Raw genomic sequence first — 14,666 nt, forward strand, 5'->3', positions numbered from 1 at the left:
TCCCTTCAGTAATATGTCACACTACACTGAACTTCGCTCGGTCGGCCAGAGGCCATCGCGGTGGAAGGACCGGCACATACGGCCCCTACCATCGATGACGTGAAGCTACCCACGGACCACCCGAACCCGATCATCAGGAGTCTTTTCTTCTGGGCGCCCACCCAGGCCTCGATCCGCTATTGGGCGCTGGCGTCGGTCGTGGTCAACGCGGGCATCACGGTCACCGGCGCCACGGTCCGGGTGACGGAGTCGGGGCTGGGCTGCCCGACCTGGCCCCAGTGCACCAGCGACAGCTACCTCCCGGTCCTGCACCCGGAGATCTCGCCGCTGCACATGGCGGTCGAGTTCGGCAACCGGCTGCTCACGTTCCTGGTGCTGGCGGTCGGCTTCGCCTGCGTGATCGCCGCGTTGCGCCTGGCGCCGCGCCGTCCCGACCTGGTACGCCTGGCCTGGCTGCAGCCGGTCGGCATCGTCGTGCAGGCGCTCTGGGGCGGGCTGGTGGTCAGGACCGCCCTGCACCCGGCCACGGTCGGCGCGCACTACCTGATCTCCGTGGGCCTGATGGCCGCCTGCTGGATGTTCTACGTGCGCACGGGCGAGCGCGAGGGAGTGATCCGGCGCACCGTGCACCGCGACATCAGACGGCTGGCACAGGTCCTGATCGCGGCGACGTTCGCGCTGCTGATGGCGGGCGTGCTGGTCACCGGCACCGGCCCCCACTCCGGCGACGAGCTCGCCTCGCGCTTCGACTTCGACATCGAGACCGTGGCGAGGATCCACGCCGACCTCGCCTACCTCGTCGTCGGCCTGACCTTCGCGCTGCTGATCGCCCTGCACGTGAGCGACGCGCCACGGGCCGCCCGCCGGGCCGCGCTGGCGCTGCTGGGCATCGAACTGCTGCAGGGCGTCATCGGCTACACGCAGTACTTCCTGGGCGTGCCCGCCTTCCTCGTGGGCCTGCACGTGCTCGGCTCGACCCTGGTGTGGATCTTCGCGCTGCGCGCGGCGACCGCTACACGCACCCGTGAGCCGGTCGGAACCCTCCCCTCCCCCAGCCGGGAGCCCGCCACCGCCTGACCGGTTATGGCACGATAGGTCCGCCCCTCCCCCACCGGCGGAAGGCCCCCCTTGTCAGGAAATAAGCGGAAGCTCCAGAGAAGGGGCTACCAGACGCTCGTCCTGGCCAGCGTGCTCGCGCTGGCCCCCATGACCTGGGCCTGGCTCGACAGCTCACCGCACCGCGCCACCGCCGGCACCGAGGGCTGGCTCGCGCGGGTCCCGGACGCGCAGGCCGCCCTCGTGCTCGGCGCCGGCCTGTACGGCGGGCAGCCCTCCCCCATGCTCGCCCGCCGCCTCGACATCGCCGCCGAGCTGTACCGGGCCGGCAAGGTGAAGGCACTGCTGCTGTCCGGCGACAACAGCCGCAGGGAGTACGACGAGCCCACCGCCATGCGCGACTACCTGACCCACAAGGGCGTACCTGTGAGCGCGATGGTCCTGGACTACGCCGGGTTCGACACCTGGGACTCCTGCGTACGCGCCCGCAAGGTCTTCGGCGCCCAGCGCCTGACCGTGGTCACCCAGGTCTTCCACATCCCACGAGCCGTCACGCTCTGCCGTACGGCCGGCCTGGAGACCTACGGGGTGGGCGACGACTCGACCAAGCAGTGGGCGGCGGCCACCTACGTCTACGCGACCAGAGAACTCCTGGCCACGGCGAAGGGCTTCGCCGACGCCGTCCTCCTCCGCTCCGACCCCGTCTTCCCAGGCCCGAGAGAAACCACCCTGACCCACCTCCTGGCCCACCCCACCCCCTGAAACCTGAAACCCACAAGCCCGGCCAAAGCCACGAGTGCCGGAGCACCGGCCCAAGAGACACCACAGGACGCGATCGGCCCAAAGAAGGGGGTGGTCGCGACGGCCTGGGTTCCGGCCCATGCCGGAGCCGGGTCGTCATGGCCTGAAGCAGCGGTTCACGTGGGCCGTGACGGCGGGGACCACGTCCGGCGTGAGAAGCGACCCCCACGATCGGCGCCCGCCCACGGCGGCGGGTGGCGGTGGGGTGGCGGCAGCCGTAACGGAAAGCGACCGTCATCGCGCGATCACGACGATTGTCCTCGCGCACGCAGCCGGACAGAGGAACGCGGTCATCTCCTCGCGGGGGCGGGGAAGCCGGAGCGGGCGGCGCTCATGCATTCGAGGAGGGCGCGTTGTTCCTCGTGGAAGGTCTGCTCGTCGACCACGCGGCGGGCGGCGCGGTCGTGCAGCAGGCCGAGTTCGGTGGCGGCGAGCTGGTAGTCGCTCATCGCGCGCAGCCCGCGCTTGCCGCCGTGGGCGCTGGCCCACTGGCGGGCGCGGCGGCGGCGGGACAGGGCCGAGAGCATGTGGATGTCGGCCGGGTCGACCAGGCGGGTCGGTGCGTAGGGCGGCAGGTAGCGCTGGATGAGGGCGACGATGCGCCGTCTGTCCTTGATGACGATGCCGATCATGACCAGGAGGACCAGCAGCAGGATCAGGTAGGCGATCAGGAGGCCGCCGAAGCCGCCGTAGGAGGCCATGCCGTTCCACAGGCCGTGCAGGAGCATCGCGCCGATCCAGCCCGCCAGGATGTAGCCGACCCGCACCGAGCCGCTGCGCTGCGCCGCGTAGGCCACCGCGACACCGATCATCGAGGTGAACAGCGGGTGCGCGAACGGCGACAGGATGCCGCGCAGCACGACGGTGACGGCCAGGCCCTCGACGCCCCGCTCGGTGAGCGCGGCCACGTAGTAGCTGACGTTCTCGCTCATCGCGAAGCCGAGGCCGACCATGCTGGCGTAGATGATGCCGTCGGTGGGGCCGTCGAGCTCGGCCCGGCGAAAGCGCAGCAGGCCGAGCAGGACCAGGCCCTTCATCGTCTCCTCGACGACGGGCGCGCCGAACGTGGCGGCGACGCTGCGGGCGTTGTCGGGGGTGAGGTTGGCGGCGTCCACGATGTAGTGCAGGTTGAGCGAGTTGACGACGCCCGCGACCAGGACGGCCACGCCCGCCCCCCACGCGAAGGCGAAGACGAGGTTGCTGCGCGGCTCCGGCTCCATGCGGTCGAGCGCGAGCACCGCGGCGAGCAGGACGGGCACCGGGGCCAGGGCCAGCAGGAGGGCGACGAGGAAGTCGACAGGCGCGCCGTTGATCACGTCGAAGGAGAGCGAGACGAGTGCGCAGATGCCGGTGACGACCAGCCCGATGATCAGGGCGAAGGATGGCCGGTCCTTGAACACCCAGCGTGGATCACGGGACGCCATAGGGTGACTTTAACGGATCGTGTGCATGGTGTCCCGCCGCACACGCTCAGCTGAGCAGCGGGTCGATGGCGACGGCGAGGAACAGGAGCGCCAGGTAGGCGTTGGACCAGTGGAAGAAGCGCATCGGCCGCAGATCGACTCCGGTCTTGCCGGCGTTGACCCTGGCCAGCATGCGGTGGATCTCCCACAGGCACACGACGCCGAGCGCGAGCGCGACGACCGGGTAGAGCAGCGTGGTGCCGGCGACGGGCCACAGCAGCAGCGAGCAGATCACCGTCGCCCACGTGTAGACGATGGACTCCACGACGACCCTGCGCTCGGTGGCGACCACGGGCAGCATCGGGATCGAGGCGGCGGCGTAGTCCTCCTTGTAGCGCATGGCCAGCGTCCAGGTGTGCGGCGGCGTCCAGAAGAACACCACGCCGAACAGCACCAGCGGCGTCCACTCCAGGCTGCCGGTGATGCCCGACCAGCCGATGACCACCGGCATGCAGCCGGCCAGGCCGCCCCAGACGATGTTCTGGGACGTGCGCCGCTTGAGGATCATCGAGTAGACGAAGACGTAGAACAGGATCGCCGACAGGTTGAGCGCGGCGGCGAGCAGGTTCGTGGTGACCCACATGCCAACAACGGACAAAGTTCCGAGGACGATTCCGAAGATCAGCGCGTTGCGCGGTGTGACCTGGTGGCGGGCCAGCGGGCGCTTGCGGGTGCGCCGCATCTTCACGTCGATGTCGCGGTCGATGTAGCAGTTGAGCGCGTTGGCGCTGCCCGCCGACAGCGTGCCGAACACCATGACCCACAGGGCCTTCCACAGGGGCGGCAGGCCGCCCGACGCGAGGAACATGACCGGCAGCGTCGTGATCAGGAGCAACTCGATGACCCGCGGCTTGGTCAGCGCGACATAGGCCTTGACGACCGCGCCGAAGGAGCGCGGCGGCGTGGCCTGCGGGGCCGGGGCCGTCGATTGCCTGTTCGTGAGCACCGTCAAGGCGCTTCCAGCACGTGCGGAGTCAACGCGTAACCTCTGATTAGAGCGGATCCGTGAATGGACGCCGTGGCGTCTCTGCGAACACACAAACTGTAGTAGCAGGGTCGGCCGGTCCGGCCATGGGGGGCGTGACCCGCTCTCGGACACGCACGGAGCGGCAAGGGAATCGATCTTGACCGCTGCTCCGTTAGGGTCCGGTGTGGGCGGGAAATGCCAACCGGCACCACCTATGACAACGAGATTCCGGAGATCGAGCAGTTGAGCACCTTTGAATGGACCGACCTCGACAAGCAGGCGGTCGACGTCGTCCGAGCACTGGCGATGGACGCGGTGGAAAAGGCCGGCTCCGGCCACCCCGGCACGGCGATGAGCCTGGCGCCGGCCGCCTACCTGCTCTTCCAGCGCACGATGCGGCACGACCCGACCGACGCGAGCTGGCTCGGCCGCGACCGTTTCGTCCTGTCGTGCGGCCACTCCAGCCTCACCCTCTACATCCAGCTCTACCTTTCCGGCTACGGGCTGACGCTCCAGGACATCGAGGGCCTGCGTACGTGGGACAGCCTCACCCCCGGCCACCCGGAGCACGGGCACACGATCGGCGTGGAGACCACGACGGGCCCGCTGGGCCAGGGCGTCGGCAACGCGGTCGGCATGGCGATGGCCGCCCGCCGCGAGCGCGGACTGTTCGACCCGGACGCCGCCCCCGGCACGAGCCCCTTCGACCACCACATCTGGTGCGTCGCCTCCGAGGGTGACATCGAGGAGGGCATCAGCCACGAGGTCAGCGCGCTCGCCGGCCACCAGAAGCTCGGCAACCTGACCGTGCTGTTCGACTCCAACCACATCTCGATCGAGGACGACACGCAGATCGCGCTGTCGGAGGACATCCTCAAGCGCTACGAGGCCTACGGCTGGCACGTGCAGAAGGTCGACTGGACGAAGACCGGTGAGTACACCGAGGACGTCGCCGCCCTGAACGCCGCCCTGGAAGCCGCCCGCGCCGAGACCGGCAAGCCGTCGTTCATCATGCTGCGCACGATCATCGGCTGGCCGGCGCCCAACAAGCAGAACACCGGCAAGATCCACGGCTCCAAGCTCGGCGCCGACGAGGTCGCCGCCACCAAGAAGATCCTCGACATGGACCCGGAGAAGTCCTTCGACGTCCCGGCCGAGGTGCTGGAGCACGCGAGGCTGGTGGCCGCGCGCGGCCGCGCGGCGCACGCCGAGTGGGAGAAGGGCTACGCCGCGTGGCGCCTGGCCAACCCCGAGCGCGCCGCCGAGCTCGACCGCATCTCCGCCCGCGAACTGCCCGCCGGCTGGACCGGCGCGCTGCCGGAGTTCGAGGCCGGTGCCTCGGTCGCCACGCGCAAGGCCTCGGGCGAGTTCCTCAACTCCGTCTCCCGCGTGCTGCCCGAGCTGTGGGGCGGCTCGGCCGACCTGGCCGAGTCCAACAACACCACGATGAAGGGCGAGCCGTCCTTCATCCCGGAGGAGCACCAGACGAAGGACTTCCCCGGTAACCGCTACGGCCGGACGCTGCACTTCGGCATCCGCGAGCACGGCATGGGCGCCATCCTCAACGGCATCGCCCTGCACGGCGGCACCCGGCCCTACGGCGGCACCTTCCTGGTCTTCTCCGACTACATGCGGCCGGCCGTACGCCTGGCGGCGCTGATGAAGCTGCCGGTCACCTACGTCTGGACGCACGACTCGATCGGCCTCGGCGAGGACGGCCCGACCCACCAGCCGGTCGAGCACCTGTGGGCGCTGCGCGCGATCCCGGGCCTGGACGTGGTCCGCCCGGCCGACGCCAATGAGACCGTCTTCGCGTGGAAGGCCGTGCTGGAGCACACCGACCGCCCGGCCGCGCTGGCCCTGACCCGGCAGAACCTGCCGGTCTACGAGGGCACGAGCGCCGAGGGCGTCAAGCGCGGCGGGTACGTGCTGCGCGAGGCCTCCAACGGGCAGCCGCAGGTGATCCTCATCGCCACCGGCTCCGAGGTCGAGCTGGCCGTGGAGGGCAGGGAGCTGCTGGAGGCGCAGGGCATTCCGGCGCGCGTGGTCTCGATGCCGTGTGTGGAGTGGTTCCACGGGCAGGACTCCGCGTACCGGCAGAGCGTGCTGCCGCCCTCGGTCAAGGCCCGCGTCGCGGTCGAGGCGGGAATCGCGCTCGGCTGGCGGGAGTTTGTGGGTGAGGCGGGCGAGACGGTCAGCCTTGAGCACTTCGGGGCTTCTGCTCCCTACAAGACGCTGTACGAGCAGTTCGGCCTGACGGCCGAGCGCGTGGCGGCGGCGGCCAAGGCCAGCCTCGCCAAGCTCGGCCACGACAAGGGCGAGACGACGGGAAACTGAGATGAGCAGCAGCGAGAACCTGAACAAGCTGTCCGGCCAGGGTGTGTCCATCTGGCTCGACGACATCAGCCGGGAGCGCCTGCGCACCGGCAACCTGGAGCAGCTGATCCGCGAGAAGAACGTGGTCGGCGTCACCTCCAATCCGACGATCTTCGCGGGCGCCCTCAGCAAGGGCGACGCCTACGACAGCCAGATCCAGGACCTGGCGGTACGCGGCGTCGACGTGGGCGAGGCCGTGCGCGCGATCACCTCCTACGACATCCGCTGGGCCGCCGACGTGCTGCGCCCCGTCTACGACGCCACCGGCGGCGTGGACGGCCGCGTGTCGCTGGAGGTCGACCCGCGCCTGGCCCGTGAGACGGAGAAGACCGTCGCCGAGGCCCGCGCGCTGTGGTGGATGGTCGACCGGCCCAACCTGTTCATCAAGATCCCGGCGACCCGGGAGGGCCTGCCGGCGATCACGCAGGCGATCTCCGAGGGCATCAGCGTCAACGTCACGCTGATCTTCTCGCTGGAGCGCTACCGCGCGGTGATGGACGCCTGGCTGACCGGCCTGGAGGCCGCGCAGGCCAAGGGGCTCAAGCTGTCCGGCGTCGAGTCGGTGGCCTCGTTCTTCGTCAGCCGCGTCGACACCGAGATCGACAAGCGCCTGGACGCCGCCGGCAAGCCGGAGCTGAAGGGCAAGGCGGGCGTGGCCAACGCGCGCCTGGCCTACGCGGCCTTCGAGGAGGTCATGAACTCCGAGCGCTGGCAGCGCCTGCGCGCCGCCGGCGCCCGCCCGCAGCGCCCGCTGTGGGCCTCGACCGGCGTGAAGAACCCCGAGTACCGCGACACGATGTACGTCGACGACCTCGTCGCGCCCGGCACGGTCAACACCATGCCGGAGAAGACGCTCGACGCGACCGCCGACCACGGCAACATCACCGGCGACACCATTCGCCCCTTCTACGAGCAGGCCTGGAACACGATGGCCGCGCTCAAGGAGGCCGGCGTCGACTACGACGACGTCGTGAAGGTCCTGGAGGACGAGGGCGTCGACAAGTTCGAGGCCTCCTGGACCGAACTGCTCGACAGCGTGGCGAAGAAGCTGGCCGGTTAGTGGAAGTCACGATCCGCGACGAGGAGGTGGCCGAGGCCGCCTCCTCCGCCGCGGTACGTCTCCTCGACGACGGTGTGCCCGCACGGCTGGCCGCCGGTGACCCAGGGCTCTGGGGCGAGGAGGCGGCGGCCGGGGCGGCGACCCGCCTCGGCTGGCTCAACCTGCCCCTGACCTCTCGCGAGCTGCTGCCGGAGATCGGCAAGCTGGCCGAGTGGGCGGGGGCGCAGGGCCTGACCAACGTCGTCCTGGCCGGGATGGGCGGCTCGTCGCTGGCCGCGGAGGTCATCTGCGACACCGCCGACGTGCCGCTGACCGTGCTCGACACGAGCGACCCCCGGCAGGTACGCCGCGCGCTGGCCGACGACGACCTGGACCGGACCGTCCTCGTGGTCGCGAGCAAGAGCGGCACGACCGTCGAGACCGACGCCGCCCTGCGCGTGTTCGAGGCCGCCTTCCGCGCCGCCGGGATCGACCCCGGCGACCGGATCGTGGTGGTGACCGACCCCGGCTCCCCGCTGGAGCAGGCCGCGATCGACGCCGGGTACCAGATGGTTCTGGCCAGGCCGGACGTGGACGGCCGCTACTCGGCGCTGTCGGCGTTCGGACTGGTGCCGAGCGCGCTGGCGGGCGCGGAGATCGAGCGGCTGCTCGACGACGCCGACGAGGTGACGCCGCTGCTGGCGCGCTCGGCCGGCAACCCCGGCCTCGACCTGGGCGCGGTGCTCGGCGGCGCGGCGCTGGCCGGGCGCGACAAGCTCATCCTGGAGGACCGGCTCGCGCAGATCACCGGGCTGCCCGGCTGGATCGAGCAGCTCGTCGCCGCGTCGCTCGGCAAGGACGGCCGCGGCATCCTGCCCGTCGTCGCCGCCGACCCCAGCGGGGCCGGCGACGAGCTCGTCGTGGCGATCGGCTCCGACAACGGCGACGTGCGCGTGGACGGCGCGCTCGGAGCGCAGTTCCTGGTGTGGGAGTACGCGACGGCGCTGGCCGGGCGGCTCCTGGAGGTCGATCCCTTCGGCCGGCCGGACGTGGCCGGGGCCGAGCGGAACACCGCGGCGCTGCTGGAGCACCTGCCCGCGGCGGAACTCCCCGCGTTCACCGACGGCCCGGTGGAGGTCTACGGCCCCACCGCCGCCCGTGACCTTCCCGGGCTGCTGGCCGAACTGCTGGCCGCAGTGCCCCGCGACGGCTACCTGGCCGTGCTGGCCCACCTCGACCGGCTGGCCGCCTTCGACGCGCCGGTGCGCGACGGCGCCGACTTCGAGGAGATGACCGACGCCTGGATGGCGGCCGACGCGGCGACGCTGCGGGCATTGCTCGCCCTGCGCACCGACCGGCCGGTGACCTTCGGGTGGGGGCCGCGCTACCTGCACGCCACCGGGCAGTACCACAAGGGCGGGCCACGGAACGGGGTGTACGTCCTGATCACCGGTGTGGTGGAGGACGACCTCGGGGTGCCCGGCCGGCCGTACGGCTTGGGCGGGCTGCAGCTGGCCCAGGCTCTGGGCGACCTTCAGGCGCTGGCGGGCCGGGGGCGGCCTGCCGTACGCCTGCATCTGACCGACCGCGTGACCGGAGTCGCGCACTTGCTCGCAGCCGCACAGGAGGCTTGACATGACAGACCCGGCAGCGCCCGCAGAGGAGGCCGTCACCGTGGCGGCGGCCGTCGCGGGCACCGCCACCACCCTTGAGGTGGCGGCCGCCAACCCGCTGCGTGACCCGCGCGACAAGCGGCTGCCCAGGGTGGCGGGACCGTGCGTGATGGTGTTGTTCGGCGTGACGGGCGACCTGGCCAAGCGCAAGTTGTTGCCGGCGATCTACGACCTGGGCAACCGGGGGCTGCTGCCGCCCGGCTTCTCGCTGGTCGGTTTCGCGCGCCGTGATTGGAAGGACCAGGACTTCGCCCGGCTGACGCACGACGCGGTGAAGGCCAACGCCAGGACGCCGTTCCGCGAGGAAGTGTGGAAGCAGCTGGCCGAGGGGATCCACTTCGTGCCCGGGGAGTTCTCCGACGACGGTGCGTTCGACGCGCTGGCGATGGCGTTGAAGGAGATCGACCAGACGCGGGGCACGGGCGGCAACTATGCCTTCTACCTTTCGGTGCCGCCGAAGTTCTTCCCCGCCGTGGTGAAGCAGCTGAAGCGGACCGGGCTGGCCGACGCGCCGGAGGGTTCGTGGCGGCGGGTGGTGATCGAGAAGCCGTTCGGTCACGACCTGAAGAGCGCCCACGAGCTGAACGAGATCACCAACGAGGCCTTCCCGGAGTCGTCGATCTTCCGGATCGACCACTACCTGGGCAAGGAGACCGTCCAGAACATCATGGCGCTGCGCTTCGCCAACAACCTGTACGAGCCGATCTGGAACCGCTCCTACGTCGACCACGTGCAGATCACCATGGCCGAGGACATCGGCCTGGCGGGGCGGGCGGGCTACTACGACGGCATCGGCGCGGCCCGCGACGTCATCCAGAACCACCTGCTGCAGCTGCTGGCGCTGGTGGGGATGGAGGACCCGACCTCCTTCGAGGCCTCGTCGCTGCGGCGGGAGAAGGAGAAGGTACTCAAGGCGGTACGCCTGCCGGCCGACCTGAAGAACAACACCGCCAGGGGCAAGTACGCGGCCGGCTGGCAGGGCGGCGAGAAGGTCGTCGGCTACCTGGAGGAGGACGGCATCCCGGCCGACTCCACGACCGAGACCTACGCCGCCATCAAGCTGGAGATCGCCAACCGCCGCTGGGCCGGAGTGCCGTTCTACCTGCGTACGGGCAAGCGGCTCGGGCGGCGGGTGACCGAGGTGGCCGTGGTCTTCCAGCGCGCCCCGCACCTGCCGTTCAGCAAGGACGACACCGAGATCCTCGGCCAGAACGCGCTGGTCATCAGGGTGCAGCCGGACGAGGGCATCACGGTGCGCTTCGGCTCGAAGGTGCCGGGCACCGCGATGGAGGTGCGCGACGTGTCCATGGACTTCGCCTACGGCGAGTCGTTCATGGAGTCCTCCCCCGAGGCCTACGAGCGGCTGCTGCTGGACGTCATGATCGGCGACCCGCCGCTGTTCCCGCACCAGCGCGAGGTGGAGCTGTCGTGGAAGATCCTCGACCCGATCGAGGAGTTCTGGGCCACGCAGGGCCAGCCGGAGGACTATCCGGCCGGCTCGTGGGGCCCGCCGTCGGCCGACGAGATGATGGCCCGTGACGGGCGTGTGTGGAGAAGACTGTGACCACTTTCATGCTGACGGACACGACCGCGGGGAAGATCTCCGCGCAGCTCATGCACCTGCGCCACCAGATGGGCGCGCCCGCCATAGGGATGGTGCTGACGCTGGTGGTCATCTGTGACGAGCGCGACCAGTACGACTCCCTGCGCGCGGCCACCGAGGCCGCCCGCGAGCATCCCTCGCGCATCCTCGTGGTGATCAGCCGGGAGGCCGACGAGGCCAACCGGCTCGACGCCGAGCTGCGGATCGGCGAGTCCACGCCGGGCGAGGTCGTGGTGCTGCGCCTGTACGGCGAGCTGACCGAGCACGCCGACTCCGTGGTCAGCCCGCTGCTGCTGCCCGACACGCCGGTGGTGGCGTGGTGGCCGGGCGAGGCGCCGCTGGTCCCGGCCAAGGACCCGATCGGCGCGCTGGCCCAGCGCCGCATCACCGACGCCAAGGCCGTGCACGACGGCATCAAGGAGCTGGCGACCCGCGCCAAGGGCTACGCGCCCGGCGACACCGACCTGTCGTGGGCGCGGCTGACGCCGTGGCGCAGCCTGCTGGCCGCCGCCTTCGACCAGCCGGTGGGCAAGCTGAAGAAGGGCGTCGTGGAGGCCACCGCCGGTCACCCGAGCGCGCCGCTGCTGGCGGCGTGGCTGTCCGAGCGCCTGGGCGCGCCGGTCAAGGTGTCGGACTCGGCGGGCCCCGGCCTGACCTCGGTACGGCTGTCGCTGGCCGACGGCGAGCTGACCGTGAGCCGCAGCGACGCCCGCCTGGCGACGCTGTCGCGGCCCGGCCAGCCCGACCGCAACGTGGCGCTGGCCAGGAGGACCACGGCGGAGCTGCTGGCCGAGGAGCTGCGCCGCCTCGATTCCGATGAGATCTACGAGGCGGCGGTCAGACGGCTGGCCAAGTCCTACAAGGGCGGATGATGTGGTGAGTGTTCCTTCTGTGGTCGTCCATCGCGACGCCGACGTTCTGGCCAAGGCCGTGGCCGCGCGGATCATCACGCGGCTGGTCGACGCGCAGTCGGCGAAGGGGTGGGCCTCGATCGTGCTGACCGGCGGCTCGGTCGGCATCGCCACGCTCGCGGCGATCGCCGCTACGCCGGCCCGCGACGCCGTCGACTGGCCGAAGCTGGACGTGTGGTGGGGCGACGAGCGGTTCCTGCCGGAGGGCGACCCCGAGCGCAACGAGACCGGCGCCCGCAAGGCGCTGCTCGACCACGTCGACCTCGACCCGGCCCGGGTGCACGTCATGCGCGGGCCGGACTCGGGGATGACCGCCGAGGAGTCGGCCGACGCCTACACCGCGGAGCTGCGGGCGGCGGCGCGGCCGGAGGACCACGGGCCGGCGCCGAGCTTCGACGTGATGCTGCTCGGCATGGGGCCCGACGCCCACGTGGCCTCGCTGTTCCCGGGGATGCCGGCGCTGTACGACACGCGGCCGGTCGTGGCGGTGCACGGCTCGCCCAAGCCGCCGCCGACGCGGATCTCGCTGACGCTGCCCACGATCCAGGCCGCGCGCGAGGTGTGGGTGGTGGCGGCGGGTGCGGAGAAGGCCGGGTCGGTACGGCTGGCGCTGTCCGACTCCGGCCCGGTCCAGGTGCCCGCCGCGGGTGCGCGCGGGCGGGGCCGTACGTTGTTCCTGCTAGATCGCGCCGCGGCGGCGAAGATACCGGCGGGGCTTGGCCGTATCGCCTCGCCGTGAGGTGCGGCCCCAGGGCTTGAAGATCGACAGCACAACGGCGACCAGCAGCAGGCTCGGGGCCACGAAGATCGGGTAGAGGAGCTGGTCCGGCGGCTGTGCGGCGGTGTCACCCGCCGCCAGCCGCCGTCCGTACCCGGCCGCCTCGTACAGCCCCGGGCGCAGGGAGAAATAGATCAGCGTCGTCATGGCCAGGTTGATCGTCAGTTTGGCCGCGACCCACCAGTAGCGGATCAGCCCGTACTTGCTGCCCAGGCCCAGCGTGACACCGGTGGCCAGGCTGCACAGGCTGGCGATGAGCATCGGCCACACGGCGATCAGGTGCGCGGCCTGGAAGGCGGTCGCGGCGGTGGCGGTGTCGTCCGTGAGCATCGCGGTCAGCACGAGCACGCCGAGCGCGAGGTCGATGCCGATCCACGCGCTCACCGAGACGACGTGGCCGACCAGGACGACCTTGCGGGTTCTCGTTCCCAGTCTCATGTCGTCCAGGGTCCGGGTTCGCGGGTCGGGCCGCGTCCGGCGTGGAGAGACCGTGCGGGTACCGCGTTGCGTGTACGCGCGGGGCGGGCGGGATCGGCCCCTGGGTGTACGCCCACCGCTTGACCACAAATGTTAGGCCTTGTCATGAGCCGGAGTCGCGTTTAGCTTCGGGGGCGAATCCTCACGAAGGGATACCCCCATGGCGTTATTCCGCTGGGCAGCCGCCCTGGCCGCGGCCGCCGCCACCGTCCTGGCGAGCACCACCCCCGCCCTCGCCGACCCCGCCCCGGCCATCCTCACCCCGGAGGCCGAACCGGTCCCCGGCAGCTACATCGTGGTACTCAAGGATTCCGGCGAGGTACGCGCCCGGGCCGGCGACCTGACCGCGCGGCACGGGGGCACGACGTTCGCCGAGTACCGGCACGCGCTGCGCGGCTTCGCCGTGAACGCCACCGAGCGGCAGGCGCGCCGCCTGGCCGCCGACCCGGCCGTCGCCTACGTGCAGCAGAACGCGATCCACCGCGCCTCCGACACCCAGCCCAACCCGCCGTCCTGGGGCCTGGACCGGATCGACCAGCGCAACCTGCCGCTCAACAACTCCTACACCTACGGGCCCACCGGGCAGGGCGTGCGCGCGTACATCATCGACACCGGCATCAGGCCGAGCCACGGCGACTTCGGCGGCCGTGCCTCGATCGGGTTCGACGCCATCGGCGACGGCCAGAACGGCAACGACTGCAACGGCCACGGCACCCACGTCGCCGGGACCACCGGCGGCACCGCCCACGGCGTCGCCAAGCTCGTGACGCTGGTCGGCGTGCGCGTCCTGAACTGCCAGGGCTCCGGCACCACCGCGCAGGTCGTGGCCGGCATCGACTGGGTCACCGCCAACGCCGTCAAGCCCGCCGTGGCGAACATGAGCCTCGGCGGCTCCGCGAACACCGCGCTGGACGACGCGGTGAAGGGCTCGATCGCCTCCGGCGTCGGCTACGCGATCGCGGCGGGCAACGGGCTGTTCGGGCTGTTCGCGCTGGACGCCTGCACGCAGTCGCCGGCCAGGGTGCCCGAGGCGATCACGGTGTCGATCACGAACATCTCCGACACCAAGCCGTCGTGGGGCAACCGCGGCCCGTGCGTGGACCTGTTCGCGCCCGGCTACAACATCACCTCGGCCTGGCACACCTCCGACAGCGCCACCAACACGATCAGCGGCACGTCGATGTCGGCGCCGCATGTCGCGGGGGCCGCCGCCGCGTACCTGCAGGGGCATCCGACCGCGACCCCCCAGCAGGTCCGCGACGCCATCGTCGCCAACGCCACCACCGGCGTCGTCCGCAGCCCCGGCTCCGGCTCCCCCAACCGCCTCCTCTACACCCCGGGTCTCTGACTCCTGCGGGTTTGGGATCGGGCTTCTCCGCCCTGATGGGTTACGGCAAGCCGGGCTGACCCGCACGCGCCGACGTGCGCGGGCCTCTGTCCTGGCCGGTCGTGAGGGCCCACGGGGTCGCTCGCCGTGACGAGCGCCCCGTGGGCCCGCGCCGTGTTCAGGGGGTTGGCAGGG

General features: G+C 71.1%; 12 protein-coding genes. 9 read left to right on the forward strand and 3 right to left on the reverse strand.

The features are described from left to right. Positions 1-99 precede the first annotated feature (99 nt). On the forward strand, positions 100-1,077 hold the full coding sequence (locus tag ACFWY5_RS50055; protein WP_379617663.1) for a heme A synthase: 978 nt from the start codon (positions 100-102) through the stop codon (positions 1,075-1,077). Between the two features lie 51 nt (positions 1,078-1,128). Further along, a complete protein-coding gene (locus ACFWY5_RS50060) occupies positions 1,129-1,818 on the forward strand; it encodes a vancomycin high temperature exclusion protein (RefSeq protein ID WP_379639206.1) in 690 nt (229 codons plus the stop codon). Between the two features lie 329 nt (positions 1,819-2,147). On the opposite strand, the gene ACFWY5_RS50065 is transcribed toward ACFWY5_RS50060, so the two are convergent. Next, complete coding sequence (locus ACFWY5_RS50065) at positions 2,148-3,281, reverse strand: PrsW family intramembrane metalloprotease (RefSeq protein WP_379617659.1); 1,134 nt, start codon at positions 3,279-3,281, stop codon at positions 2,148-2,150. 46 nt (positions 3,282-3,327) lie between these two features. Beyond that, a complete protein-coding gene (locus tag ACFWY5_RS50070; RefSeq protein WP_379639207.1) occupies positions 3,328-4,272 on the reverse strand; it encodes a heme o synthase in 945 nt (314 codons plus the stop codon). 321 nt (positions 4,273-4,593) lie between these two features. Here ACFWY5_RS50070 and tkt point away from each other — a divergent pair, with 321 nt between their 5' ends. The 6 genes from tkt to pgl are packed head-to-tail and all read left to right on the forward strand — an operon-like array spanning position 4,594 to position 12,628. Next, positions 4,594-6,624 (forward strand): transketolase, encoded by a 2,031-nt coding sequence (tkt, locus tag ACFWY5_RS50075; protein WP_379617786.1) that lies wholly within the window; start codon positions 4,594-4,596, stop codon positions 6,622-6,624. 1 nt (position 6,625) lies between these two features. Then, complete coding sequence (tal, locus tag ACFWY5_RS50080) at positions 6,626-7,723, forward strand: transaldolase (RefSeq protein WP_379639208.1); 1,098 nt, start codon at positions 6,626-6,628, stop codon at positions 7,721-7,723. Further along, complete coding sequence (locus ACFWY5_RS50085) at positions 7,723-9,336, forward strand: glucose-6-phosphate isomerase (protein WP_379639209.1); 1,614 nt, start codon at positions 7,723-7,725, stop codon at positions 9,334-9,336. Before tal ends, ACFWY5_RS50085 begins: the two co-directional genes overlap by 1 nt. A 1-nt stretch (position 9,337) precedes the next feature. Beyond that, positions 9,338-10,939 carry a glucose-6-phosphate dehydrogenase gene (zwf, locus tag ACFWY5_RS50090; protein WP_379617651.1) on the forward strand — a complete coding sequence of 534 codons (1,602 nt, stop codon included), beginning with the start codon at positions 9,338-9,340 and terminating at the stop codon, positions 10,937-10,939. After that, on the forward strand, positions 10,936-11,850 hold the full coding sequence (opcA, locus tag ACFWY5_RS50095; RefSeq protein ID WP_379639210.1) for a glucose-6-phosphate dehydrogenase assembly protein OpcA: 915 nt from the start codon (positions 10,936-10,938) through the stop codon (positions 11,848-11,850). Before zwf ends, opcA begins: the two co-directional genes overlap by 4 nt. 4 nt (positions 11,851-11,854) lie before the next feature. After that, entirely contained in the window at positions 11,855-12,628 is a 774-nt protein-coding gene (gene pgl, locus ACFWY5_RS50100) for a 6-phosphogluconolactonase (RefSeq protein ID WP_379617647.1), read from the forward strand. Here pgl and ACFWY5_RS50105 read toward each other — a convergent pair. Further along, positions 12,569-13,105 (reverse strand): hypothetical protein, encoded by a 537-nt coding sequence (locus tag ACFWY5_RS50105; RefSeq protein WP_379639211.1) that lies wholly within the window; start codon positions 13,103-13,105, stop codon positions 12,569-12,571. The genes pgl and ACFWY5_RS50105 overlap by 60 nt on opposite strands. A 199-nt stretch (positions 13,106-13,304) precedes the next feature. On the opposite strand from ACFWY5_RS50105, the gene ACFWY5_RS50110 reads away from it, so the two are divergent. After that, positions 13,305-14,492 (forward strand): S8 family serine peptidase, encoded by a 1,188-nt coding sequence (locus tag ACFWY5_RS50110; protein ID WP_379617645.1) that lies wholly within the window; start codon positions 13,305-13,307, stop codon positions 14,490-14,492. The last annotated feature ends 174 nt before the right edge of the window (positions 14,493-14,666 follow it).

The sequence above is a fragment of the Nonomuraea sp. NPDC059007 genome (genome assembly GCF_042740555.1).
Lineage (GTDB): Bacteria > Actinomycetota > Actinomycetes > Streptosporangiales > Streptosporangiaceae > Nonomuraea.

Coding starts and splice junctions, on each gene's coding strand:
- zwf (WP_379617651.1), top strand. CDS start 9,338: ATGACAGACCCGGCAGCGCCCGCAGAGGAGGCCGTCACCGTGGCGGCG.
- tkt (WP_379617786.1), top strand. CDS start 4,594: ATGGACGCGGTGGAAAAGGCCGGCTCCGGCCACCCCGGCACGGCGATG.
- ACFWY5_RS50105 (WP_379639211.1), bottom strand. CDS start 13,105: ATGAGACTGGGAACGAGAACCCGCAAGGTCGTCCTGGTCGGCCACGTC.
- ACFWY5_RS50065 (WP_379617659.1), bottom strand. CDS start 3,281: ATGGCGTCCCGTGATCCACGCTGGGTGTTCAAGGACCGGCCATCCTTC.
- ACFWY5_RS50110 (WP_379617645.1), top strand. CDS start 13,305: ATGGCGTTATTCCGCTGGGCAGCCGCCCTGGCCGCGGCCGCCGCCACC.
- tal (WP_379639208.1), top strand. CDS start 6,626: ATGAGCAGCAGCGAGAACCTGAACAAGCTGTCCGGCCAGGGTGTGTCC.